This is a genomic window from Kitasatospora sp. NPDC034035, assembly GCF_055575755.1.
Map to the genome: position 1 here is coordinate 50,644 of NZ_JBVISA010000041.1, position 23,414 is coordinate 74,057.

The 23,414-nt window shown below is 73.9% G+C and carries 18 protein-coding genes and 1 rRNA gene; 4 read left to right on the forward strand and 15 right to left on the reverse strand.

What is annotated here, in order from left to right:
* Positions 1-42: 42 nt before the first annotated feature.
* The 3 genes from ACZ52J_RS37295 to ACZ52J_RS37305 form a co-directional block, all read right to left on the reverse strand.
* Positions 43-1,485 carry an aldehyde dehydrogenase family protein gene (locus ACZ52J_RS37295; RefSeq protein ID WP_465625252.1) on the reverse strand — a complete coding sequence of 481 codons (1,443 nt, stop codon included), beginning with the start codon at positions 1,483-1,485 and terminating at the stop codon, positions 43-45.
* A 252-nt stretch (positions 1,486-1,737) separates the two neighbouring features.
* Positions 1,738-3,306: a PucR family transcriptional regulator gene (locus ACZ52J_RS37300; RefSeq protein ID WP_465625254.1), complete on the reverse strand. Its 1,569-nt coding sequence runs from the start codon at positions 3,304-3,306 to the stop codon at positions 1,738-1,740.
* 186 nt (positions 3,307-3,492) lie between these two features.
* Positions 3,493-5,565 carry a type IV secretory system conjugative DNA transfer family protein gene (locus tag ACZ52J_RS37305; RefSeq protein WP_465625256.1) on the reverse strand — a complete coding sequence of 691 codons (2,073 nt, stop codon included), beginning with the start codon at positions 5,563-5,565 and terminating at the stop codon, positions 3,493-3,495.
* A 241-nt stretch (positions 5,566-5,806) separates the two neighbouring features.
* On the opposite strand from ACZ52J_RS37305, the gene gabT reads away from it, so the two are divergent.
* Both gabT and ACZ52J_RS37315 read left to right on the forward strand, forming a co-directional pair.
* Positions 5,807-7,162: a 4-aminobutyrate--2-oxoglutarate transaminase gene (gene gabT / locus ACZ52J_RS37310; protein WP_360505324.1), complete on the forward strand. Its 1,356-nt coding sequence runs from the start codon at positions 5,807-5,809 to the stop codon at positions 7,160-7,162.
* A 547-nt stretch (positions 7,163-7,709) separates the two neighbouring features.
* Positions 7,710-8,381 carry a phosphatase PAP2 family protein gene (locus tag ACZ52J_RS37315; protein ID WP_465625258.1) on the forward strand — a complete coding sequence of 224 codons (672 nt, stop codon included), beginning with the start codon at positions 7,710-7,712 and terminating at the stop codon, positions 8,379-8,381.
* On the opposite strand, the gene ACZ52J_RS37320 is transcribed toward ACZ52J_RS37315, so the two are convergent.
* Entirely contained in the window at positions 8,354-8,686 is a 333-nt protein-coding gene (locus ACZ52J_RS37320) for a DUF2218 domain-containing protein (protein WP_360505328.1), read from the reverse strand. The two genes, ACZ52J_RS37315 and ACZ52J_RS37320, sit on opposite strands and share 28 nt — an antisense overlap.
* Before the next feature lie 166 nt (positions 8,687-8,852).
* On the opposite strand from ACZ52J_RS37320, the gene ACZ52J_RS37325 reads away from it, so the two are divergent.
* A complete protein-coding gene (locus tag ACZ52J_RS37325; protein ID WP_465625260.1) occupies positions 8,853-9,464 on the forward strand; it encodes a MarR family winged helix-turn-helix transcriptional regulator in 612 nt (203 codons plus the stop codon).
* On the opposite strand, the gene ACZ52J_RS37330 is transcribed toward ACZ52J_RS37325, so the two are convergent.
* Positions 9,355-10,296 (reverse strand): EamA family transporter, encoded by a 942-nt coding sequence (locus tag ACZ52J_RS37330; protein ID WP_465625278.1) that lies wholly within the window; start codon positions 10,294-10,296, stop codon positions 9,355-9,357. The two genes, ACZ52J_RS37325 and ACZ52J_RS37330, sit on opposite strands and share 110 nt — an antisense overlap.
* Before the next feature lie 148 nt (positions 10,297-10,444).
* On the opposite strand from ACZ52J_RS37330, the gene ACZ52J_RS37335 reads away from it, so the two are divergent.
* Positions 10,445-11,389, forward strand: coding sequence for a LysR family transcriptional regulator (locus ACZ52J_RS37335; protein ID WP_360505332.1), 945 nt, complete (start codon positions 10,445-10,447; stop codon positions 11,387-11,389).
* A gap of 58 nt (positions 11,390-11,447) precedes the next feature.
* On the opposite strand, the gene ACZ52J_RS37340 is transcribed toward ACZ52J_RS37335, so the two are convergent.
* From ACZ52J_RS37340 to rrf, 10 genes are all read right to left on the reverse strand, one after another.
* A complete protein-coding gene (locus tag ACZ52J_RS37340) occupies positions 11,448-12,215 on the reverse strand; it encodes a ZIP family metal transporter (protein WP_360505334.1) in 768 nt (255 codons plus the stop codon).
* A gap of 249 nt (positions 12,216-12,464) precedes the next feature.
* The gene (locus ACZ52J_RS37345) at positions 12,465-14,198 is read right to left on the reverse strand and encodes a restriction endonuclease (RefSeq protein ID WP_465625263.1); all 1,734 of its coding nucleotides are present in this window, start codon (positions 14,196-14,198) and stop codon (positions 12,465-12,467) included.
* A 115-nt stretch (positions 14,199-14,313) separates the two neighbouring features.
* Complete coding sequence (locus ACZ52J_RS37350; RefSeq protein ID WP_465625265.1) at positions 14,314-16,098, reverse strand: hypothetical protein; 1,785 nt, start codon at positions 16,096-16,098, stop codon at positions 14,314-14,316.
* 375 nt (positions 16,099-16,473) lie between these two features.
* Complete coding sequence (locus ACZ52J_RS37355) at positions 16,474-16,788, reverse strand: cupin domain-containing protein (RefSeq protein ID WP_396290261.1); 315 nt, start codon at positions 16,786-16,788, stop codon at positions 16,474-16,476.
* Between the two features lie 225 nt (positions 16,789-17,013).
* Positions 17,014-17,670 carry a YigZ family protein gene (locus ACZ52J_RS37360; RefSeq protein ID WP_360505340.1) on the reverse strand — a complete coding sequence of 219 codons (657 nt, stop codon included), beginning with the start codon at positions 17,668-17,670 and terminating at the stop codon, positions 17,014-17,016.
* A gap of 186 nt (positions 17,671-17,856) precedes the next feature.
* Positions 17,857-19,146, reverse strand: a complete 1,290-nt coding sequence (locus tag ACZ52J_RS37365) for a DUF6986 family protein (protein ID WP_465625268.1) — start codon at positions 19,144-19,146, stop codon at positions 17,857-17,859.
* Positions 19,147-19,259: 113 nt separating this feature from the next.
* Positions 19,260-20,885, reverse strand: coding sequence for a DUF2637 domain-containing protein (locus tag ACZ52J_RS37370; protein WP_465625270.1), 1,626 nt, complete (start codon positions 20,883-20,885; stop codon positions 19,260-19,262).
* A gap of 220 nt (positions 20,886-21,105) precedes the next feature.
* Entirely contained in the window at positions 21,106-21,771 is a 666-nt protein-coding gene (locus tag ACZ52J_RS37375; RefSeq protein ID WP_360505346.1) for a response regulator transcription factor, read from the reverse strand.
* The gene (locus ACZ52J_RS37380; RefSeq protein ID WP_465625272.1) at positions 21,723-23,132 is read right to left on the reverse strand and encodes a sensor histidine kinase; all 1,410 of its coding nucleotides are present in this window, start codon (positions 23,130-23,132) and stop codon (positions 21,723-21,725) included. The genes ACZ52J_RS37375 and ACZ52J_RS37380 overlap by 49 nt, the downstream gene beginning before the upstream one ends.
* Positions 23,133-23,333: 201 nt before the next feature.
* Positions 23,334-23,414: ribosomal RNA gene (gene rrf, locus ACZ52J_RS37385) — 5S ribosomal RNA — on the reverse strand; the annotation flags it as partial.

The following is a 23,414-nucleotide window of genomic DNA, read 5'->3' on the forward strand; positions in this document are numbered from 1 at the left end:
CGTCAAGCGGTCTTCGTCACGCGGTCTTTCGGGGGTCGTCCCTCAGAGGTCGAGGCCGGTCAGGACCAGCACCTTCTCGACCGTGTAGTCGTCCATCGCGTACTTGACGCCCTCACGGCCGACACCGGAGTCCTTCACACCGCCGTACGGCATCTGGTCAGCGCGGTAGGACGGCGCGTCGCCGATGATCACACCGCCGACCTCCAGCTCCCGGTGGGCCCGGAAGGCGGTCTGCACGTCGTGCGTGAACACGCCCGCCTGCAGGCCGAACGCCGAGTCGTTGACGGCCGCGAAGGCCTCCTCCGTGCCGTCCACCCTGTGCAGCGACAGGACCGGGCCGAACACCTCGGCCTTGGCCAGGATCGCGTCCTCGGGCAGCTCGGCCAGCACGGTCGGAGCGTAGGTCGCGCCCTCGCGGGTGCCGCCGGTCAGCACCTTGGCACCCTTGGCGACCGCGTCCTCCACCCAGGACTCCACCCGCTTCGCGGCGTTCTCGTCGACCAGCGGGCCGACGTCCGTCCCGGCGTCGTTCGGGTCACCGGTGACCTGGGCCCTGACCTTGGCCACGACCTTCTCCACCAGCGCGTCGTACACCGACGCGTCGGCGATCACCCGCTGCACCGAGATGCAGGACTGGCCGCCCTGGTAGTTGGCGAACATCGCGATCCGGGTGGCCGCCCAGTCCAGGTCGGCCTCCGAGGACCAGTCGGCGAGGACCACGGCCGCGGCGTTGCCGCCCAGCTCCAGGGTGCAGTGCTTGCGCGGCACCGAATCCATGATCTGGTAGCCGACCTTGTCCGAACCGGTGAACGAGATCACCGGCAGGCGGTCGTCCTGCACCAGCGCCGGCATCCGGTCGTTCGGCACGGTCAGGATCGACCAGGAGCCGGCCGGCAGGTCCGTCTCGGCCAGGATCTCGCCCAGCACCATCGCCGACAGCGGCGTCGCCGGGGCCGGCTTCAGGATGATCGGGGCACCGACCGCGATCGCCGGGGCGACCTTGTGCGCGACCAGGTTCAGCGGGAAGTTGAACGGGGCGATGCCCAGCACCACACCGCGCGGGAAGCGGCGCACCACCGCGAAACGGCCCACGCCGCCCGGGTCGGTGTCCAGCCGCATGGTCTCGCCGTTGGTGCGGCGCGCCTCCTCGGCGGCCCAGCGGAACACCGACACCGCGCGGCCGACCTCGCCGCGGGCCCACTTGATCGGCTTGCCGTTCTCGGCGGTGATCAGCTGGGCGAGCTCCTCGGTGCGCTCGGCCAGCCGCTTGGCCACGTGGTCCAGGGCGGCGGCACGCTGGTGCGCCGGGGTCGCGGCGAACACCGGCAGGGCGGCGACGGCGGCGTCCAGCGCCTCCTCGACCTGGGCCTCGGTCGGGATGCTCACCTTGCCGACCAGACGGCCGTCCCAGCTGTTGTGCACCTCGAAGTCGGCGTCACCGCTCGCCCGGCGGCCGGCGAGCCAGAAATCGTACGTGGTGGTCACCGTGGTACCGGCCCTCTCCTCGTCGTCGTACGGCCCGCACGGACGTGGGACCAGAACCCGAGAGTAGGTGCGTCGGCGCGCCGACCGGATTGGCCGACTAGGAGCGTTCGGCCCCTAGGCCACTCCACCGCGTCCAGCCGACCGATCCGTTCCTGGCGCTTCCTCGCTGTTTGGCGCCTGTTCCGGGTCGGTTCCGGGTCGGTTCCGCGCGGTTCCGGGTCGGCTCCGCGCGGTTCCGGATCGGCTCCGCGCCTATTCCTCGCCGGAACGAAGCGCCAGCCACAACTCCATGCGCACATCCGTGTCGTCCAACGAACGGCCCAGCAACTCCTCGACCCGCCGCATCCGGTAGCGCAACGTGTGCCGGTGCACACCCAGGTCCGCCGCCGCCGCGTCCCACTGACCGTGCCGGGACAGCCACGCCCGCAGCGAAGCCACCAGGTCACCACGCGCCGTCCGGTCGTGATCGCGCAGCGGCCGCAGCAACCCCTCCGCGAACGCCGTCACCGCGTCCTCCCCGAGCAGCGGCAACAACGAACCCGCGCCGACCTCCTCGTGGTCCACCGACCGGCGACCACCCCGCAACGCCACCGCCAGCGCCCGCTCGGCCTGCGCGTACGCCGTCCCGGCATCCTCCAACGCGGCCGGCGCCGACACGCCCAACGACAGGCCCTCGTGCTCCTCCACCGCACCCAGACACGCCCGGTGCACCGCGCCGTTGTCCAGCGCCAACACCATCAGCCGCAGCCCGTGCGCGCCGTCCTCCCGCGCCACCAGCAGCTTCTCGCCCACCCGGGAACCCGCCTGCTCCGCCCGGTCGCCCAACTCCCCGAGCGCCTCCGCGGCATCCGCGTTCGCCGCCCCCGCGCCCGCCACCAGAACCCGTATCGTCCCCTCCGGCATGCCGCCGAACAGCCCCACCGCGACCTGCCGGGCCGTCGCCACCTCACCGGCCAGCACCATCCGCAGCAGCGCCGCACCCATCCGCTCCTCCGCCTGCCGCAACTCGCGCGAGCGCTCCAGCGTCAGAGTCAGCAGCGCCACCGCCGCGTTCAGCACATACCGCTCGGTCGGCGTGATCCGGTCCTCGGTCCCGACCGCCAGAAAACCCCGCGCCCGCCGGTCCGCCCCCAGCGACTGGACCACCACGTAGTCCTCGTCCGCCGTGTCTATCCCCGGCGCACGCCCCTGCAACGCGGCACTCGACGGCGCCGGCCGCCGACGCAGCCGATCCACCTCCGCCGCCAACCGCCCCGCCCGACGCGCCGCCCAGTCCGGCGCCACCACGGACAACGCACCCGAGCCGTCGTACAGCGCCGCCCAGCCCCCCAGGCGCGCCGCCAGCCGACGCACCACGGCCGTCGTCCCGTCCTTGCCCAGCGCAGCCCTGGTCAGCTCCTCCTGCGCCTCGAAGCTCGTCGTCACCGCCTCGTACTGCTCCGCGGCCAACGCCGCCGACACCACCTTGCTGATCGCGATGAACGGCGTCGGCTCCGGCACCCGCAGCAACGGCAACCCACGCTGCGCCGCCGCCTCCACCAACGGCTGCGGCACCTCCGTGTGCGACAGCCCCACCCCCAGCCCCAGCCCCACCACCCCGGCATCGGCCAGCCGGTGCACATACGCCTGCAACTGCGCCGCCGTACGGCCCAGCTTGATACCGGTGGTGAGCAGCAGCTCACCACCCTCCAGGAACGGCGTCGGGTCGTCCAGCTCACTGGTGTGCACCCAGCGGACCGGCCGCTCCAGATGGTCCGCACCGGCGAGAACCGTCAGATGAAGCGAGCTGTTGCGGACAACGGAGGCGAGTGTGGGGGGCATGGCACCTTCGGGGGATCGACCTGACCGCGCCATTGCGGCCGGGCGAGGAGAGGGACGTGGGAGTGGTGAGGGTCTCTCCCCTTCATTATGGACGCACCGGACAACCGGCACTGCCGAATCCACCTCGAAGGCGACTTCCGGCCCGGCCCCACCACGCCCGGTCCCGTCCCGGTCCCGGCCCCGGTCTCACCCCCGCAGGTCCACCAACAACGGCGGCACCTGCTCCCCCGACACCGCCGTCAGCGACACCACCGCATGCCCCGCCGGCAACGCGTGCGCCAGATCCGACGGCGACCACCGCAACCGCTCCACATCCCGCGTCGTCACCGACTCCGTCTGCGCCGTCGTCCCCGACAACGCCTTCCGCCCGACCCGACCGGCGCGCCGTATCACCCCCCCGGAGGTGTCGGGGGTGTGGGTGACCGCCGTCTCCTGCACCAGATGCGTCCCCCAGGCCTCCGAGAACAGCCGCCCGTCCCACGGCGCGATCCCCGGGAACGCCATCCGGCAGCCGACCGCGCCGAACAGCGGTGCCCGCAGCGCCTCCGGCAGGTCCACCAGAGTCCGCAGCAGCAGCACCGTGCCCGCGTTCGCGCCCCGCATCCGCTGCAGCCCGCGCACCGCGGTGGCGTCCAGCGCCGCCGAGGCGTCGTCCACCACCAGGCCCGCGAACAGCGAGCGGTCCTCGCGGGCCCCGGCCGCCTGCACGAACTGCCCCACCACCAGCCGCGACAGCATCCGGGCCGCCTCGGGGTGACTGCGCTCGGGCAGCTTCACCCGCACCCGCAACGGATGGTCCAGCACCCGCATCGCGAACGGGGGACGGCCCGTGCCGTCGGTCGCGAAAGCGCCCTCGAACGCGGGCCGCTCCAGCAGCGCCAACCGGTCCGCCAGCAGCGACCCCGGATCGTCCGCCCGGTCGCGCTGGCGCTCGCGGTACTCCAGGTCCCGCTCGTGGAGAGCCAGCCGGCCCGCCGTACCGAGCGCCTTCACCAAGGCCGCCAGCGCGTCCTGATCACCGCCCAGCAGCGCCCGCAGCTCACGCACCCCCGGGTAACGGCCGTACGCGGCGTGGAACGGACCCACCACCTGCTGCAGCGCGGTGCGGGCGTTCTCCGTACGGGCGGTCAGCTCGTCCGGCAGCAGCGCCTCGGCCAGCCGGGCAGCCGCCTCGTCGGGGTCCTGCGCGGCGCCGTAGAGGTCCAGCCCGTACACCGAGGACGGGTCGCCGGGCGCGATCACCACGTCGTACCAGGCGTCCGGGCCGAGATCCGCGTCGGCCGCCCCGATCACCACCACACAGGCGGTACCGGCCAGCGCCTGCAGGCACAGCGCCTCCGCGACCGGCCGGGCCAGCCGTGCGGTCTTCCCCGTCCCGGCCGGGCCCACCGCCAGCACCGAAGTGCCCAGCAGCGCCGGGTCCAGCGCGAAACCGGCCGCCCGGTGGCTCACCGGATTCTTCGGCACGTCCTGCGCGGTACCGAGCCGGACCTGGCCGAGCAGCAGATCGTGCTCCTCCGCCCGACCGGACAACTCGCGCGTCTCGGAGGGGTGAGCGAAAGCCGCCCCGCCGCGGGCGGCCACCTGCTCGATGAACGCCGGCACGAACACCGGATCCGCCTGCGCGGACTCCCAGGCGCGCTGGATCCGCACGTAGTCGACATCCCCCACGGCCTCCCCGTCGAGCCGCGCCGCCGCCTCCGCCGCCCCACCCCGCCGCAGCCCGTCCCACGGGTCCCGCCGCCGCGCCGCCTCGGCCGCCGCCGGGGCGTCCTCCTCGGCGCGCCGCTCCTGTGTCACCGTCCGCGACAACAGCGGCGACACGTACCGGCGCCACACCTCGGGCCAACGGCCCATTCGGCCGAAGACTTTGATGACGATGCCGAGAACCAGGACGTTCAGTGTCAGGACCACCGACGTGGCAACGAAGGCCGACTGCGACGGAAGGACACCGATCATCGTCGTTCCGGCCGTGGCGAACTCCACCCCGTAGACAAAGGCCAGCCAAGCCACCACCGCGTTGAGCCCCGCCCGCAGCAGCAGCGGCCAGGTCGCGACCTTGGCTGCCTCCGCCCGCTCCGGGTCGAGTCGGCGGTAGCCGAGCCGGTAGACGCCCGGTTCGGCTTCGGGGCGCGGGGCGCAGGCCCAGCCGGGGAGGTCGAAGGAGGAAGGGGAGGTACCGGGCCGCTGGTGGGGCAGGGGGGTCGGGGGTCTGGTGGTGGTGCGCTCGCCGTGGTGGTGTGACCCGTCGTGTGCCATGTACGGCCCCGCTCCCTCGCCCGCCCGGCCCGACCGCCGTCGGTGCCGCCATACCCATGTCGCCGTACCGGCGACACGCCCGCGCTCAGGGTAGTGGAGCGGGGCCTGCGGGTAGTCGCGTCGGCTGGGCTGGCCGTGCCGGACAAGTCGGATGGCGCACTGCTACCGAGTGGCGCATGCCTGGGTGGGGAGGGCGGCCGTAGCCTGCGAAGCACCGAGCCGAGAAGTCTGGAGAAACCCCATGAGCGCCGCAACGCCGCTCCCGCAGGAGCGCCGCCTGGTCACCGCGATCCCCGGTCCGAAGTCGCAGGAGCTGCAGGCCCGCAAGCTGGGTGCGGTGGCGGCCGGCGTCGGCACCACCCTGCCGGTGTACGTGTCCCGTGCCAATGGCGGTGTGCTGGAGGACGTGGACGGCAACTCGCTGATCGACTTCGGCTCCGGCATCGCCGTGACCAATGTCGGCAACAGCGCCGAGGCCGTGGTGGCCAAGGCGAGCGAGCAGCTGGCCGCCTTCACCCACACGTGTTTCATGGTGACCCCGTACGAGGGTTACGTGGCCGTTGCCGAGCAGCTGAACGAGCTGACTCCGGGTGACCACGAGAAGCGCACCGCGCTGTTCAACTCGGGCGCCGAGGCGGTCGAGAACGCGGTGAAGATCGCCCGCGCCTACACCAAGCGCACCGCCGTCGTGGTGTTCGATCACGGCTACCACGGCCGCACGAACCTCACCATGGGCCTGACGGCGAAGAACATGCCGTACAAGCAGGGCTTCGGCCCGTTCGCCCCGGAGATCTACCGGGTGCCGGTGGCTTACCCCTACCGTTGGCTGACCGGCGCGGAGAACTGCGCCGCCGAGGCCGCCGCGCAGGCGATCGACATGATCAACAAGCAGATCGGTGCCGAGAACGTCGCGGCGATCATCATCGAGCCGATTCAGGGCGAGGGCGGCTTCATCGAGCCGGCCAAGGGTTTCCTGCCGGCGATCGTGGAGTACGCGAAGGCGAACGGCATCGTGTTCGTCGCGGACGAGATCCAGACCGGTTTCTGCCGTACCGGCCAGTGGTTCGCGTGTGACGACGAGGGCATCGTCCCGGATCTGATCACCACGGCCAAGGGCATCGCCGGTGGTCTGCCGCTGGCCGCGGTGACCGGCCGGGCCGAGATCATGGACGCCGCGCACGCGGGTGGCCTGGGCGGCACCTACGGTGGCAACCCGGTGGCGTGCGCCGCCGCGCTGGGCTCCATCGAGACCATGAAGGAGCAGGACCTCAACGGCAAGGCGCAGCGGATCGGCGAGGTCATGCTGGGCCGCCTGCGGGCGATGCAGGAGAAGTTCGACGTGATCGGCGAGGTCCGCGGCCGCGGCGCGATGATCGCGATCGAGCTGGTGAAGCCGGGCTCCAAGGAGCCGAACGCGGAGGTCACCGCCGCCGTGGCGAAGGCCTGCCACGCCGAGGGCCTGGTGGTCCTGACCGCCGGCACCTACGGCAACGTGCTGCGTTTCCTGCCGCCGCTGGTGATCCCGGAGCACCTGCTCGAGGAGGGTCTGGACATCATCGAGGGCGCCTTCGCGCTCCAGGGTGTCACCGCCGCCTGATCCAGGCGCCATCTGCCTGCCGGAGGGATGTCCGGACAGCGCTGAACGGCCCGTGGGGACCTCTGGTCCGCACGGGCCGTTCGGTTGTGTTCGGAGGCCGTGCGCGGGCCCGGCGCGGCGGCTCGGTGCGGTGGCCGGGCATGATCGACGGAGGGCTCGGGAGGTTGCCCGGGGCGGGGTGAAGATGATGTGCGGAATCGCTGAAGGCGCTCGGCGCGGAAGGGCTGTTGACGTAGTGTCATCGCAGATGGACAGCGAGCCTCAGCCATTGGCGGAGTCGTCCGCGGAGCCTCCCTCGGGGGCGGGTCCGCGTGTGCCCCGCGAGGACAACCAGGCCACCCCGGGAGGGGCGGCGCATACCGCAGGCCGATCGACCGACCGTCCGACCCACACCCCCCGGGGCGCGCGGAACGGCGATCATCAGAGCCGCCCCGGAGCTCTCCCCCCTGCTCCGGGGCGGCTGTCCTTTGTCCCGGAGCGGACGGCGCGGACGGCTGGGGCGGATCGCACGGCCGGGGCAGATCGCGCCGCCAGGGCGGCGCGGTCGGTGGCCGTGCCGGTGGTGGCGGCGGTGGTGCTGCTGGCGGTGTCGTGGCAGGTGGCGGTGGACGGGCCGCTGCTCGGGCTGGACCGCTGGATCCGTCGGGCCGTGCACACAGCACGCCACGACGTCCCGAACGCGTTGCTCGACCACCTCGGCCACGCCCTGTCGGACCTGGGCAGCAGCGTCCCGGCGATCCCGGTGCTGCTGCTGGCCGGCGCACTGGCCGCCTGGCGGTGCCGCCGGGCCGGGGCTGCCGGTCGCTGGTGGCTGCCGCTGCCGGTGGCGGTGCTGACGGCGGGGCTGATCCCGCTGTTGGTGGTGCCGGCGAAGGCGGCCTTCGCCCGGCCGGGTCCGCTCGGGGATCCGCTGACGCCGGGGCAGTGGGGCTGGTACCCGTCCGGGCACACCGCGACCGCCGCGATCTCGTACGGGGTGGCGGCATTGTTGCTGGCCCGGGTGTCGGGGCCGCGCGCCGCCCAGGGGCTGGCGGCGGGCGCGGCGCTGCTGGCGCTCGGGGTGGGCGCGGGGCTGGTGTGGAGCGACTTCCACTGGCTGTTGGACGTGGCGGCCGGCTGGTGCCTGGCCGTCCTGGTGGTGTGGCCGCTCGACCGGTGGCTGCCCCGGCCTGGTGCCGGGATCGGGAGGCGTCAGGCCTCGGGGTCCTCGTTGCGGTGAACCAGGCCCGCCTCGCCGTTGTCGCGCTGCCATTCGACGACGAGTTCGTCGCGGACCCCGAAGCGGACGAGGTGGCGGCCGACGACGTCCTCCAGGCCGGGCAGGTTGTCGCGCTCGCCCTCGACGGTGAGTAGCAGGGCGTCGGGCTGTGCCTCCAGGGTGGCGGTGCCGGCGCTGAAGACGAGGGTGCCGCGGCCGGTCTCCTCGGAGTAGGCGGCCTCGATCTTGCGCCCCATGTGGGCGGCGAGCTGCTTGGCGTAGCGGCCGGGGCGGTCGGTGGCGACACGTGCGGTGGAAATGGGCATGGGGGCTCCAGGGTCGGGGAGGGAACTTAGGGTCCCCTCACTCGCCCTACGCTAGCCCAGATACTGAGCTAAGCTCAACATATTTTCCCGACCCTCGTCGGCCGACCACCGAGAGCGCCGGACCCGGTCGCTACGCTTGGCCGGACCCCAGCCGAGGAGACCGCCGATGACCACCACGCCGACCAACGACCCGGCGGGCCCCTCCTCCGACCCCCGGCCCGGCTCCCTCGACTCTCCGCCCGACTCCCCCCGCTCCGCCGACGCCGCCGACTCCACCGACTCCACCGACTCCACCGACTCCACCGCCGAACTGGCGGACGCGATGACCCGGGCGATCAAACGGATCCGCCGCCAGACCGGCCGGCGGCTGGAGCCGTACGGCATCACCCCCGGCCAGGCCCGAGCGCTGCGCACCCTCGCCCACGTGCCGGGCTGCGAGACGCCGGACCACGCGATGCGGTTGAGCGACCTCGCCGACAAGCTGCACATCGCCCCGCGCTCGGCCACCACCGTGGTCGACGCGCTGGAGGAGGCCGGCCTGGTCGAGCGCAGCCCCGACCCGGCCGACCGGCGGGCCGTGCGGATCCTGCTGACCGAGGCCGGCCGCGCGGCCGTGGAACGGATCGGGCAGGTCCGGGACGAGGTGGCGCAGGAGTACTTCGGTGAGGTCAGCCCCGCCGACGAGGAGGTGCTGCTGCGAGTGCTGCGCTCCGCCGAGGCCCGGTTCCTCGCAGCCGGGCCGCCGCGGCGCTCGACGCCCCCGGACGCAGCGCGGTGATCCCGATCCCGGCGATCACCAGCAGCGCGGCCGCGGCGGCCGTCGGGCTGACCCGCTCGCCGAGCAGCAGCCAGGCCGAGGACATCCCGAACACCGGCACCAGCAGCGAGTAGGGCGCGACGGCGGTGGCGTCGTAGCTGCGCAGCAGGAAGCTCCAGGCGACGAAACCCAGCAGGGTGGAGACGAGCCCGACGTAGCCGATCGCGCCGAGCCCGGCGGGGGTGATCTCGCGCAGCGCGCGCAGGTCCGCCTCCGGGCCCTCGACCAGCAGGGACAGGCCGAGCAGTGGCAGCGGCGGGACGGCGCTGACCCAGACCATCCAGCGCAGCGCGTCCGGCGGCGCCGCCTTGCGGGTCAGCACGTTGGCCAGACCCCAGGCGACGGCGGCCAGGACGACCAGCGCGAAGGCACCCAGCGGGCCGCCGGCGCCCTGGTCGTACGCGCTCAGCGCGATGCCCGCGAAGGCGATCGCCAGGCCCAGGAGCCGGTGCCCGCCGGGGCGTTCGCGCAGCAGCACGGCGGCGAACAGCGCGGTGAAGCCGGCCTGCCCCTGGAGCGCCAGGGAGGAGAGGCCGGCGGGCATCCCGGCGTGCATGCCGAGGAAGAGCAGCCCGAACTTGACCACCCCGAGGACCACGCCGACCGCCACCACCCAGCGCCAGGCCACCTTGGGCGGGCCGACGAAGAAGACCGCCGGCACGGCGACGACGGCGAATCGCAGGGCGCAGAAGAGCAGCGGCGGGAAGTTGTCGAGGCCAACATGGATCAGGACGAAGTTGAGGCCCCAGATGGCGGCCACCAGGACGGCCAGCGCGATGTGGGGCGCGCTCATGCCCGTACCGCTCGTGCTGCTGCCGCTCGTGGTCGTGCTGCTCGTGCCGCTCGCGGCGGCGGGTGTCGCGGTCATGGGTCGAGCATGGTGGCGCGGGACCGTGTAGCACTAGCGATGAATTCTGAAGAGGACACTTTAGGATCACTGCATGATGGATCTGGGGCGCCTGCGGGCGCTACACGCGGTGGCGGTGCACGGCTCGGTCGGCGGGGCGGCGGCCGCGCTCGGGTTCACGCCCTCGGCGGTCTCGCAGCAGATCGCCAAGCTGGAGCGGGAGACCCGGACGGTGCTGCTGGAGCGGCAGGGCCGGGGCGTGGTGCTGACCGACGCGGCGCGCGAGCTGGCCGCCACCGCGCAGACCGTGCTGGGGCTGGTGGAGCAGGCCGAGGTACGGCTGGAGGAGCAGCGCGGCCAGGCGGTCGGCCGGCTGCTGGTGGCCGCGTTCGCGTCCGGTGCGCGAGGGCTGATGCCCGGGGTGCTCGCCGATCTGCGGCGGCGCTGCCCGGAGCTCGACGTGCGGCTGCTGGAGCGCGATCCGTACCCGGCGGCCGATCTGGTGGCCCGGGGCGAGGTGGATCTGGCTCTGGTGCAGGACTGGCCGACCGTGCCGCTGCCGGTGCAGGACGGGGTCGCCCGGATGGACCTCGGGACGGACCCGGTGGACCTGCTGCTGCCCGCCGGCGACGAGCTGGCCGCGCTCGACCCGGTGCCGGTGGAACGGCTGTGCGGGCAGCGCTGGATCAGCGTGCCGCCGGGCAACATCTGCCACGACTGGCTGGTCCGCACCCTGCGCGAGGCCGGTGAGGAGCCGGACGTGCGCTACCAGGTCGGCGAGTTCGAGACCCAGATCGCGCTGGTCGCGGCCGGTCTCGGGATGGGCCTGGTGCCGAGGCTCGGACGGGGGCCGCTGCCGCCCGGGGTGACGGCCCGCCGGGTGACGCCGGAGCCGAGCCGCCGGGTCTTCGCGCTCTGGCGCTCCCAGGCCTCCCGGCGGCCGGCCATCACGGAGGCGCTGGCCTCGATGCGGAAGTGCTGGGGTCGGCTGCAGGAGCAGGAGCAGGGGCGTACGGGGACGGGGCAGAGCCGGCGGTAGCCCTCGGCAGCCCCGGCCCCGGCCCTGGCCCTCGGCGGCCCCGGTCGCCTCAGCGGTCCTACTTGGCGAAGCCGAGCACCAGCCACATGAAGCCGACCCCGGCGACGGTGCACAGCAGGGTGCTGCGCGAGGGGTGCGGGCTGTGGGCTTCGGGGAGGATGTCGGAGGTCGCCAGGTAGAGCAGGAAGCCGGAGAAGAAGCCCAGGTAGAGGCCGAGCATGTGCTCCGGGATGGTGAACGCCAGGGTGATCGCGGCACCGGACACCGGGGCCACCGCGTCGGCCGCGAGCAGCGTCAGCGCCCGCCGCCGGTTGTTCCCGTACAACCGGGTGATCGTGTACGTGTTGAAGCCGTCCGCGAAGTCGTGTGCGACGACCGCGATGGCCACGACCGTGCCGACCGTGGTGCCGGCCTGGAAGGCGGCGCCGATCGCGAAGCCGTCCATCACGCTGTGCCCGACCAGGGCCAGTGCGGCGGTCAGCCCGACGCCCTGGTGCCCGGCGGTGTGGGCGTGTCCGTGGTGGTGGCCGCCGTGGGTGTGCTCGGCGTACTCGCCCTCGTGGCCGCGGTGGATGGCGACCGCGCGTTCGACCACGTGGATGGCAAGGAAGCCGGCCGCGAACATCAGCAGCGCCTGCGGCACACCGTGCACCTCGCCCGGCGCCTGGTGGATCGCCTCGGGCAGCAGGTCGAAGGCGACCACGCCGAGCATCAGGCCGGCCGCGAAGCCGAGCACGAGGTGGCGGCGGTCGCCCGTGCGCTGGGCGACGAAGCCGCCGATCAGCGTCATCAGGAACGCCCCGGCGGCGACCAGGACGGCGGTCATCGGGCCGTCTCCGCCGCAGGTGCGGCCGGTTGGCCGGTGCCGCCGTGTGGTCTGCCGAGCGCTCTGCCCATTCCTCTCCCCCTGGGGTCCGCCCGTGACCGGGCCGACCGCCGACCGTACCGGACGGCCGTTCGACTGTTGTCGACCGGGGTGCCGGGCGCGGACGGGGCCCGCTCCTCAGCCTCGGTCCGGGCCTGGTGGGGCGCCCGCCGGATGGGCCGTCGGGGTGGTCCCGGCAGGTGGGGACGGTCAGCGGCCGGCGGCGAGCGGCAGGCCGAGGTGGGTGCGGGCGAGTTCGCGGACTCCGTCGCCGTCGACCAAGTGGATGTGACGGTGGCTCTCGTCGGCGGTGAGGTCAAGGGCCTCGTCGGTGAAGCGGCCGGTGGTCAACCGCAGGCCGCGCTCGGCGGACTCCTCACGGACCGCCTCGGCCAGCGTGGTGATCTGCTCCGCGGTGACCGGTTCGGGGCCCCGGGAGGCCCAGACCACCCAGCGGCCGGGCAGCGCGCTGCCGGGGGCGCCCGCGCCGGTGGCCACCAGCCCGGCCGGTCCGCGCAGCCGGACGCTCCAGTCGGCGATCCCGCCCCGGGTGAGCAGGTCGCGCACCAGTTGGGCGAACTCGTTGGCGGACAGGTCGGGCGCGGCCGGCACCGTGGCCCCGGCCTGGGCGGCCGGCTGGACGCCCGCCCGGTCGTACGGGTCCGGGGTGACGGCGGCGCCGAGCTGACGCAGCCGGACGAGGGCCTCGTCCTGCTCGGAGTCGGCGTAGACGCCCTCGTCGTCGCGCTCCTCGTACGCGGTTTCCGGCGGCAGCAGCCGGGTGCGGGCCAGCGCGTCGCGGTCGGCGTCCACGCTGACCAGGCAGAGCGGCTCGGCCGCGCCGGGCTCGCGCAGCCACCCGTTGAGGACGACGCCGGCGAGTATCTCGTCGGTGTCGACGGCGTCGGCGGCCTGTAGGGCACGCAGGGCGAGCCGGGCGACCAGTCGCAGGTAGTCGGTGGCCCGGTCGGCCGGCGGTCGCGGCACCGGGACGATGTCGCCGTCGGGGGCGAGCCGGTAGCCGGTGAGCGAGGGCACCAGGTCGAGCGGCGGCAGGTCGAGGTCCAGCACGGCGGTGCGGGTGAGCGGGCGGAACACGGCCCGGCAGGGGGCGGGCAGGTCCTGGGTCGCGGTCTCGGCGGCGGCCAGCGCCCGCTCCAGTAGTGACTCCACGGCGGCCGGCTCGGCCAGCCGGTAGGCCCGTCGGCACTCCTCCAGGCTCTCGTTGTACTCGCGCACGGCGCGGGCGCGGGCCTCCTCGGCCGCCTCGTGGGCGCGCCGGGACTCGTCGGCGGCCGGGCTGCCGGCCTCTGCCCGACGGGTGCGCCACTCCCGCAGGGCGCGCTGGTGGGAGAGCCGGGCCTGGGCCAGTTCGCGCTGGTAGCCGGAGTCCAGCAGGCGGCGGGACGGGCCGCGCTCGGGGTCGGCGGAGGCAGGCTCGGCGGGCGTGAAGTCCTCCCAGCGGGGCTCCGGGACGCCGGCGACGCCGGGGCCGTCGGCCGGGTAGGGGCGGGCCTCGTAGTGGCGCAGCTGGCTCTCGAAGTCCATGGCCGAGACGGGCAGGGCGGCCCGCCGCAGCAGGTCGGTCAGCCGGTCGTGCTCGGCCCGCACGGTGACCGTGCGGTGGTGGGTCAGGGCGGCGGCCCGGGCGTGCGCCGCAACGGCCTCTTCCGGGTCGACCGCGCCGGGATCGACCGAGCCGGGGTCGGCCGTGCCGGGATCGGCCGTGCCCGGGTCGGCGGCGTCGGGATCGGCGCCGCCGGCGGGGCCCGGGACGGACGGGCCGTCACCGGCCGGGCCCCCGCCGGGGCGACCGGTGGCGGCGCCGTCCGGCGCCGGGGACTCGTCGACACCGAGGTCGCGGAAGACCGAGGCGAGGAAGCCCGGTTGGGGGACCCGGACGGTGGTGGTGCCGTCGGACCGGCCGTCTGCTGAGTGCTGCATCGGTCGTCGTTCCCCCATGCTCGTCCGGCGCCTGCCCGGGGCGGTCGGCGAACGCGCGGACCCACCCCCTGCCGGACATTGTCCACCGAACGGGCGCGGCGGTCAGCCAAGCCGGTCAGTTGGTCCGGGTGTTGGTCAGGTGCAGACCGATGTAGCCGACGTAGATCCGGCCGCTGCCGGAGCAATCGTCCAGGTAGTGCAGCCGGGGCGCGGTGCGGCCTCCGCCGATCCGCAGGTGCGCGCCCATGAACGCGCGCCGGGAGGCGTCCACGCATTCCGGCACCGGCAGCATCCGTTCGCGCTTCCACTTGGTGTGGCTGAACACCGTCCGGGACTCCCCTCGCACCGCCTTGCGGGGCGGGAAGCGGTGGCAGCCCGTCGGGGTGTGCTCGCACCACTGCTTGAAGTCCCCGCCGGCCGTGCCCCGCACGGCCGCCTCGGCGTACTCCTGAAGGGCGGTCAGGCCGTCCCAGGCGAGCCGGGCCCACCCGGCGCCGGTGCGCTGGAGCTCGTCCAGGGCGAGTGCGGCCTTCTGGTCCCCGGTGAAGCTCAGCAGCGGGAACTCGCCCAGTCTGGCGATGAGTTCGGTGAAGCTCTCGGGTTTTCCGCAGCGCTCGGCGGGCTGGGCGACGGCGCGCTGCCCGAGGGCCTGGCCGGTGCCCGACGCGGTGCAGTGGCGGCCGGTCAGGGAGCGGGCCCCGGGGCGGAGCCGGCCCTCCCGAGCGTCCCGGGTGTCGTGGCCCTCCCGGCCCTGCCCCCGCTCGCCCCCCTCTCGGCGGTCACGGCGGTCACGACGCTCCAGGCGCAGGGTGCGCCGGACCTGCTCCAGCTCGTCGGCCCTGGCCTGCTGATCGGCGCGGTCCTGCTGCTCCTCGTGGGCCAGGTCGGCCAGTTCGGCTCGGACGACGGCCTGCCCGGCGGCCGGGCGGAGCGGCGGCGGGACGCGAAGCACCGGGACGGCCGCCAGCGGCGGCGGCAGTGGCTGGTCGGCGGCGAGGCGGCGCGGTTCGCGGGCGAGCAGCCCGGCGGCGCGGCGCGGGTCCTCTTCTATTCGGCCTCGGGCGAGCACCGGATGCCGCGCGCCGTCCTGCCGGGAGGCCGGGTCGACCTCGGGCAGGTAGGTGCGCACCGCCCCGCCGTAGACGGTGTGGTACTCCAGCGCGACGTTGAACCCGGTGCGGGCGCCGGGATCCAGCACGTAGGCGGTGGCGAGGCCGGGCAGCTGGTGGCAGAGCGGGCCGACCACGTCCTCCACCCAGCGGTCGAGCGGGAGGTTCACCGGGACGCTGGCGACCACGGTGGGCAGCCGGCGTTCCGGGTCGCACAGCTCGTCGATCAGGGCGTCCACCCCGTCGGCCGTGATCACCCGGGGTGAGGAGTGGACGGCGGCCGGGCCGTCGGTGGCGTCGAGCAGCGGCAGCAGCGAGCGGGCCAGCTCGGGCACCGGCACCCGGCACGGGGTCCGCACGCCGCTGCCGGTGCTGTGCGTCTCGGCCTCCAGCCGGACCCAGGTGAGGCCGTCGGCGCCGGTGGCCACGGTGAGCGTGAGCTGCCGGGTGCCGTGCGGGGCCGGGGTGCGCAGGCGGCGGCGGTCGTAGCGGCCGGCGCCCGGGCCACCGCGCAGCGGGCCGTGGTCACGGTCGAGCAGGACGCGCTCGCCCAGGCGGAGGCGCTCGGCGAGCCCCGGGCCTTCGGGGGGCGGTGCGTCGAACGCCGGTGCGGCGGGGGGTTGCCCAGCGAAGGGTTGTCCGGCAAACGATTGGCCGGTGAGGGGCAGGCCGGCGGGGGCGTGAACGGCCGGCGGGGGCTCCTCGCAACCCTCCTGCTTCAGCCAGGAGGCGAGCTGTTCGTCGGCCAGGGCGAGCGCCTCGGCGTGCGGGAGAGCCGTGGTGACGGTCATCCGGTAGGGCGTCGCGGGACCGCGCGGGCCGGGGAGATCGGCACCGGCGTGCGAGCGGGAGCGGTTCGAGGTCGGGCGAGTCGAGGTCGAACGGTCTGGAGTCCAGCGGTCTGAGGTCATGCGCATACCTCCGTGGTGCGGGGTGGGGTCCTGTGTCCTCCATCGATGGGTTTCGTCCGGTTCTGCCGGATCCTTGCCCAGGAAACGCCACGGCCCGGAGCGGAAGTTCCAAGTCCGGGCCATGACCCTACGTTCGGGTGAATCTGTTCAAGCCGTCTTCCGCGTGGCGCGGAGCCTGGGCTACGCGACGCCGCCCGTGCGAGCGGCGCGGGCGACGCGTACGGGCTGTCCCGTCCGGATCCTCCGGAACCTCACTCAGGCTCCGGCAGGCCCGGCTGAGCTGCGGCTCCAGGCGGGTTCCGTGACCGGTACGGCCAGCGGACAGCCCGCCGGGGCGGCGTAGTTCGCGATCAGTACCACGGGTTCGGTCCCGAGGTTGCGGCCGAGGTGGATGTGGACCGGCCCCGCCTCCTCGACCAGGGAGTCACCGGCGCGGCTGACCTCGACCCGGCCGTCGTGCAGGGTCCGGGTCAGCGTCCCGGAGAGCACCACCACGTCGACCCGGCCCGGGTGGTAGTGCCAGCCGGTGTCGGCGCCCGGAGGCAGGGTGATGGTCTGGACGACGGGCATCGCGACGGCTTCCTGGAGGCGTCCTGAGGTTGCCGGGCGGCGCCTGGCCGACGGCCGGTTCAGCCTAGGGCAGGCCCCTCGGGACACCCAAACGGGCCGGCGGCGATGTGGCCGGATGTGTCTCCCAATCCAGGCGCGCCGACTGCGCCCATCGACCCCGCCCATCGACCCCGCCCGCCGACCCCGCCCGCCGACCCCGCCGGGCGGCGCTGCCGGGCGGGACCGTCAGACCGGCACCTCGACGTAGGTGCGACCGGCCGGGATCCCCGTCGCGGTGCCCCCGGTCGCCTCGGCCAGCCAGGTGTGGAAGGCTGCCACCTCGGGTTCCGGCACGCCCACTTCGATCCGCACCCCGGCTGCCTCGTACGCCAGGTCGCTCACCGTGTACCCGGCCGCCCTCAGGTCGTTCTCCACCCGCCCGGCCCGGACGTGGTCCACCGTCACCGCGAGCAGCGCGACCGGCCGTCGCTCCAGCAGGCCGATCCCGTCCACCGCTTCCGACACCGCGTTCCCGTACGCCCGCACCAGGCCGCCCGCACCGAGCTTGATCCCGCCGAAGTACCTGGTGACCACGGCGACCGTGTCGGTCAGGCCGCGTCGGCGCAGCACCTCCAGCATCGGCACCCCGGCCGTGCCGCCGGGCTCGCCGTCGTCGCTGGAGCGCTCGCGGCGCTGCTCGTCGCCGACCACGAACGCGGTGCAGTTGTGCCGGGCGTCCCAGTACTGCTTGCGGATGCCGGCGATGAAGGCCTGCGCCTCCTCCTCGTCGGTAACCCGGGCGAGGTGGCAGATGAACCGGGACTTCTTGATCTCGATCTCGTGGCTGCCGGCCCGCCGGATGGTGAGGTACGGCCTGGCGGTGGGCTCCGGCGTGGCGGACATGGCGCGGTGGTTCTCCCGGGAACGGCGAAGGCTGGCGGCGCGCCCCGGGTTGCCGGGGCGGCACCGCCAGCCTAGTTGGCGCACGGGCGCAGCGATCAGCGGCCGCGGGGTCGGCGACCCGGGAACGTCGGTTCCGGGGAACGGTCGTTCTCGGGAACGGTCGTTCCCGGCGGCAGCGGCCTCGGTTCAGCGGCCGGACAGGGCGTCCAGTTGCTCGCGGTCCAGGCCGGTCAGCGCGGTGACCTCGGCGAGGTCGACGGCTCCGCAGTCCAGGCCGCGCAGCAGGTAGCCGCTGAGCGCCCGGGCGGTGGCCGGCTCGTCCATCACGTCGCCGCCCGCCTTGGCGACGTAGGCGGTCAGCCGGGCGGCGGCGGCCGCCAGGCCCTCGCGGTAGAAGGAGTACACCGCGACGTAGCGGGTCGGCAGGTGCGCCGGGTGCATGTCCCAGCCCTGGTAGTAGGCGCGGGCCAGTGAGCGGCGGACCAGGTCGTGGTGGAGCTTCCAGGCGGCGTGCACCTGCTCGGTGGAGCCGGTCGGGATGACGTTGGTCGAACCGTCGGAGAGCCGGACCCCGGTGCCGGCCGCGGCCACCTGCATGACCGCCTTCGCGTGGTCGGCGACCGGGTGGTCCATGCTCTGGTGGGCGGCGCTGACGCCGCAGGCCGCGCTGTAGTCGAAGGTGCCGTAGTGCAGGCCGGTGGCGCGGCCCTCGGCGGCCTCGATCATCCGGGCGACGGTGGCCCGGCCGTCCGGGCCGAGGATGGCCTGGGTGGTCTCGATCTGGATCTCGAAGCCGATCCGGCCGGCGGGCAGCCCGGCCCGGCGCTCGAAGTCCTCCAGCAGCCGGACCAGCGCGGTGACCTGCTCGGCGTAGGTGACCTTGGGCAGGGTCAGGACCAGGCCCTCCGGCAGGCCGCCGGCCGCCGGCAGGGTGGCCAGGAACAGCTCCAGGGTGCGGATGCCGCGGGCGCGGACCGCCGCCTCCATGCACTTGATCCGGATGCCGATGTACGGCGGGGCGCTGCCCTCGGCCACGGCCGCGGCGACCAGTTCGGCGGCCCGGACGGCGGCCGCGTCCTCCTCCGCGTCGGGGCGGGGGCCGTAGCCGTCCTCGAAGTCGATCCGCAGGTCCTCGATCGGCTCGCGCTCCAGCTTGGCGCGGACCCGGGCGTGCACGTCGGCGAGCAGTTCGTCGTCGGCGACGCCGAGGGCGCGGGCCAGCTCGGCGGGGGTGCCGGCGTGGGTGTCGAAGGTCGCCAGGGCCTGACGGCCCCACTCCCGTACGGTGTCGGCGGCGAAGGCATCGGCCGGAACGTAGACGGTGTGCACCGGCTGCCTGGTCCCGGAGTCGCCCGGGTAGCGGCGCGCCAGGTCGGCGTCGACCGGGGCGAGCAGCGCCTCCACGGCGGCTCGGGCGGCAGCGGAGAAGGAGGCCCCGTCCGTCGGCCCGCTTCCGTCGACCTCGACCTGCGACATCCGCACTCCTCCACGCCGAACCAGCACTTCAACAATTTGTTGAGGTGAAGGTAGCTCCGGCGAGGTCGGGCGTCAATGGCCGACCGAGCGCTGGACGGCGGGCCCCGCTCCGGTCAGTCCCTCCCGGCGGCGGCGTAGCGGTCGCGCAGCTCCGGGTACAGCTCGGCGACCTCCTTGGGGTGGACCGAGCCGTCGGGGCCCTTGCCCGCGACGCCGTACTCCCTGGTCAGCCAGTCGGCGAGGCGCTGCGGGTCGGGCTGGTGGCCGTGGTTGTCCATGTACGTGACGAGCGCCTCGTAGGCGAGGTCCGGGTCGAGACGCGAGGACGCCGGGAGGGGTTCGGACTGCCCGGCTTGGACGGGCTCCTCGGCCGGAACCGGCGCGTCCGGCTGGGCCGGATGCTCCGACTGCCGGGCCTCGCGGGGCTGCTGGTGCTGCTGCTGCGGCTCGACGGGTCGGCCCGCCTGCTGCGGGGCGGCCGGGTGCTGGGCCTGCGGCTGGGACGCGGCAGCGGGCACAGCGGCAGGGGAGGCAGCGGCAGGGACGGGCTCCTCGGCCGAGGGGCGCGGAGGCTTGAACCAGGGCGAGGCCTGGCCGGGCACCCGCCCGCCCGGGGCGGCGTCGGCAGGGTGACCGGTGGTACGGACCGGGCGCTCGGTCCAGACGTTCAGCTCCTCGTGGCGCGGCTGCGGGGCCGCGTCCGGCGCCTCCTCCGGCTCCTGTGCGGCACGCAGCCGAACGGCCGCCAGCTTCGCCAGCATGGGCGCGGCCACCTCGGCGGGCAGCGGTGCGACGGCCGCGGGGGCTTCCGCCTGGGGCTGGGGCTGCTGGGGCTGGGCTTGCTGGGGCTCGGGGGCCTGCCAGGCTTGCTGGGCCTGCTGGACCTGCTGGACCTGCTGGACCTGCTGAGTGTGCGGCGCCTGCAGCGTGGGCTGCAGCTGCTGCGGCGGACCGGCCGGGGCGGCTCCCGCCGGAGCGATGGCGGCGGTGCGGCCCTCCTGGGACGCGAGCCCCTGCGGCTCCTGCACCGTCAGGGCATCCTTGGCCTCGCGCTCGCGGCCCTCGTCGTCCAGCCGGTCGAGCAGCGCCGGGTCCAGCGGTACGCCGAACTTGGCGAGCTTGAGCGGCAGCAGCGCCTGGATCGGCGCCGAGCGGCGCCAGCCGCGGCCGTAGCGGAAGCGCAGCTGCGCCCGGTAGACCAGTCGGTTCTGCTCCAGCCGGATGACCTCCTCGTAGGAGCGGAGCTCCCAGAGCTTCATCCGCCGCCAGAGCCGGAAGGTCGGCACCGGGGACAGGAGCCAGCGCATCACCCGGACCGATTCCATGTGGCGGTCCGCCGTGATCGCCGCGATCCGGCCGACCGCGTGGCGGGAGGCCTCGACCACGACGACGAAGAGCACCGGGATGACGGCGTGCATCCCCATGCCGAGCGGGTCGCCCCAGGAGGCGGCCGCGTTGAAGGCGATGGTGGCGACGGTCAGCAGCCAGGCGGTCTGCCGCAGCATCGGGAAGGGGATCCGCAGCCAGGTCAGCACCAGGTCGAGCGCGAGGAGCACGACGATGCCCGCGTCGACGCCGATCGGGAAGGCGTAGGAGAAGGCGCCGAAACCTTTCTCCAGGGCCAGCTCGCGCACCGCGTTGTACGAGCCCGCGAAACCGATGCCCGAGATGAGGCAGGCGCCGGCCGCGACCAGGCCGAGCAGGCCCCGATGGGCCTTGGTGAGCGTTGGGCGTGCCATTACGTCTATCAACCCCTGGATGTCGGCTGCGGCCGTACGCTGCCTCGACTGCCGGTTCCCGCTGGTCGGGCCGCCGGACGGCTGAGCAACCTCCGGGCTCGGCCCACCGGAGTTTACTCGTACACCTGTTTAAGCGTTCCCGCAGCCTGGGGTGTCACGGGCGGCGGCACAACAAAAGTCGCGGCCCGCGTCGACCTGCCCCTCCGGACCGGCCGGACCGTCAGCTGCTTTGCCCCGCCGTCCCGTTGAGGTAGGCCAGCACGGCCAGGACCCGGCGGTTGGCGTCCTCGTCCGGGGCGAGTTCGAGCTTGGTGAAGATGTTGGCGATGTGCTTGGCCACCGCGCCGTCGCTCACCGAAAGGCGGGCGGCGATCGCCGAATTGGAACAGCCCTCGGCCATCAGCTCCAGCACCTCGCGCTCGCGCGGGGACAGCCGCAGCAGCGGACCCGGCCGGCGCGAGGTGGTCTGCATCAGCTTGGCGATCACGTCCGGGTCCATCGCCGTCCCGCCCGCCGCCACCCGGCGGACCGCGTCGATGAACTGCCCCGCGTTGAACACCCGGTCCTTCAGCAGGTAACCGATCCCGCCGGTGCCGTCGGCCAGCAACTCCCGCGCGTACAGCTGCTGGACGTGCTGCGACAGCACCAGGACGGGCAAGCCCTGGATCTCCCGGCGGGCCTTGAGCGCCGCCTGCAGCCCCTCGTCGGTGAGCGTCGGGGGCAGCCGGACGTCGACCACGGCCACGTCCGGGCGGTGGGTGAGCAGCGCCTCCAGCAGCTCGGGCCCCGTCTCCACCGCCGCGACAACGGTGAAGCCGTGCGCTTCCAACAGCCTGATCAGGCCTTCGCGAAGGAGGTAGAGGTCCTCGGCGAGGACAACCCGCACGGCAACTCCAAGGTGATGGTGGTGGGACCGCCCGACGTGCTGTCAATGGCGAGGACACCGTCGAAGGTACCCAATCGCTTCTCGATTCCACGCAGTCCGGTCCCCCGCGAAGGATCGGCCACGCCCACGCCGTCGTCCGTCACCGTGACCCGCAGCAAGCCGGCCCGGTACAGGATGTCCACCCACACCTGGTCCGCCCCCGAGTGCTTGGCCGCGTTGGCCAGCAGCTCGCAGATGCTGAAGTACACGGCTGCCTCCACCGGTGCCGGCGGCCGGTCCGGCAGGCTGACGAACACCTCGGTCGGCAGCGCGCTGTCCAGCGCCAGGGCCCGGACGGCGTCGCCCAGTCCGCGCTCGGCGAGCACCGGCGGGTGGATGCCCCGGACCAGGTCCCGCAGCTCCTGCAGGGCCCGGGCCGAGGACTGCCGGGCCTCGGCGAGGAGCTCCCGCGCGGCCTCCTGGTCGGTGTCCATCAGGTGCTCGATGGTGCCCAGGGTCATCCCGATCGCGACCAGCCGCGCCTGCGCGCCGTCGTGCAGGTCCCGTTCGATCCTCCGCAGTTCGGCCGCCTGGTTGCCCACCGCGTCCGCCCGCGTCTCGGTCAGCTCAGCCACCCGCCTGGTCAGCTGGGCGTTCGTCGCCCGGCCGTCCTGGTCCAGCACCCGGCGGGCCGCCTCCGCGTACGCGCGCACCCCGAACGGTGCCGCGAGAATCCCGACGACGATCATGGCGACCCCGAACACGATCCTCAGCAGGATCGACTCCATGCGCGGGCTCAGCAGGCCGAACCCGTGCGTGGGCACCGACCCCGCCGGGATGAAGGTCACCCCCAGCACGAGCAGGGCGACCACCGGCCCGGCCAGGGCCAGCGTCAGGAAGGGGTTCACGGCCAGCCAGGCCAGCTCGCCACGGGTGGTCCGGTCCCGCAGGCCCCAGTGGACCAGCTGCGCGTACTTCGCCACCGTCCGCGAGCGGTGATACGAGTACCCCGTCCACCAGTGCCCGCGATCGTCCAACTCCAGCCCCGGCCGCGGCTCGTACACCGCCGGCAGGCGTACGCCGAACCAGCGCTCCAGCTGCCCGCGCGTACGGTTCGCGGTGCGGCGGATGTTGGCGGCCGCCACGACGACGCCGACAGCCGCTGCCACCAGCAGGGCGAAGAAGACCTCCAGGTCGTACTCCTGCAGGAACTGGGACGTCACCACCCCCGCGAAGAGCGCGGCGCCCACCGGCAGCACCGCCCCCGGCACGGCGGCCAACACCACCACGACGAGCCGCGCCAGCCCCTCACCGCCGGCCGCGAAGGCCGCCTGGGCCCGAGCACGTACGGACGTGCCGCTCGTACGACTCACTGTTGTCACGGGAAGCTCCTGATGCCGGTACCGATCGTCCTCCATCAGTGTTCAGGAACCGCCCGCCAGGCACATTGGCCATGGCACCCCAATCTCGAGGTGGACCTAGGACTACCTGCCGGTGGTCGAAGCAACCCCGGTTCATTGGGCTTACCTTAAAATGCGAAGAGCCCCCATCCGGGATCCGGATGGGGGCTCTTCTGAAAGATTGTTCGGCGGCGTCCTACTCTCCCACAGGGTCCCCCCTGCAGTACCATCGGCGCTGTAAGGCTTAGCTTCCGGGTTCGGAAT

Bases quoted from the DNA above. Each gene is read 5' to 3' on its own strand.
- ACZ52J_RS37300 (WP_465625254.1), bottom strand. From the start codon at position 3,306: ATGCCCCCCACACTCGCCTCCGTTGTCCGCAACAGCTCGCTTCATCTG.
- ACZ52J_RS37305 (WP_465625256.1), bottom strand. From the start codon at position 5,565: ATGGCACACGACGGGTCACACCACCACGGCGAGCGCACCACCACCAGA.
- gabT (WP_360505324.1), top strand. From the start codon at position 5,807: ATGAGCGCCGCAACGCCGCTCCCGCAGGAGCGCCGCCTGGTCACCGCG.
- ACZ52J_RS37320 (WP_360505328.1), bottom strand. From the start codon at position 8,686: ATGCCCATTTCCACCGCACGTGTCGCCACCGACCGCCCCGGCCGCTAC.
- ACZ52J_RS37325 (WP_465625260.1), top strand. From the start codon at position 8,853: ATGACCACCACGCCGACCAACGACCCGGCGGGCCCCTCCTCCGACCCC.
- ACZ52J_RS37330 (WP_465625278.1), bottom strand. From the start codon at position 10,296: ATGAGCGCGCCCCACATCGCGCTGGCCGTCCTGGTGGCCGCCATCTGG.
- ACZ52J_RS37335 (WP_360505332.1), top strand. From the start codon at position 10,445: ATGATGGATCTGGGGCGCCTGCGGGCGCTACACGCGGTGGCGGTGCAC.
- ACZ52J_RS37340 (WP_360505334.1), bottom strand. From the start codon at position 12,215: ATGACCGCCGTCCTGGTCGCCGCCGGGGCGTTCCTGATGACGCTGATC.
- ACZ52J_RS37345 (WP_465625263.1), bottom strand. From the start codon at position 14,198: ATGCAGCACTCAGCAGACGGCCGGTCCGACGGCACCACCACCGTCCGG.
- ACZ52J_RS37350 (WP_465625265.1), bottom strand. From the start codon at position 16,098: ATGACCGTCACCACGGCTCTCCCGCACGCCGAGGCGCTCGCCCTGGCC.
- ACZ52J_RS37355 (WP_396290261.1), bottom strand. From the start codon at position 16,788: ATGCCCGTCGTCCAGACCATCACCCTGCCTCCGGGCGCCGACACCGGC.
- ACZ52J_RS37360 (WP_360505340.1), bottom strand. From the start codon at position 17,670: ATGTCCGCCACGCCGGAGCCCACCGCCAGGCCGTACCTCACCATCCGG.
- ACZ52J_RS37365 (WP_465625268.1), bottom strand. From the start codon at position 19,146: ATGTCGCAGGTCGAGGTCGACGGAAGCGGGCCGACGGACGGGGCCTCC.
- ACZ52J_RS37370 (WP_465625270.1), bottom strand. From the start codon at position 20,885: ATGGCACGCCCAACGCTCACCAAGGCCCATCGGGGCCTGCTCGGCCTG.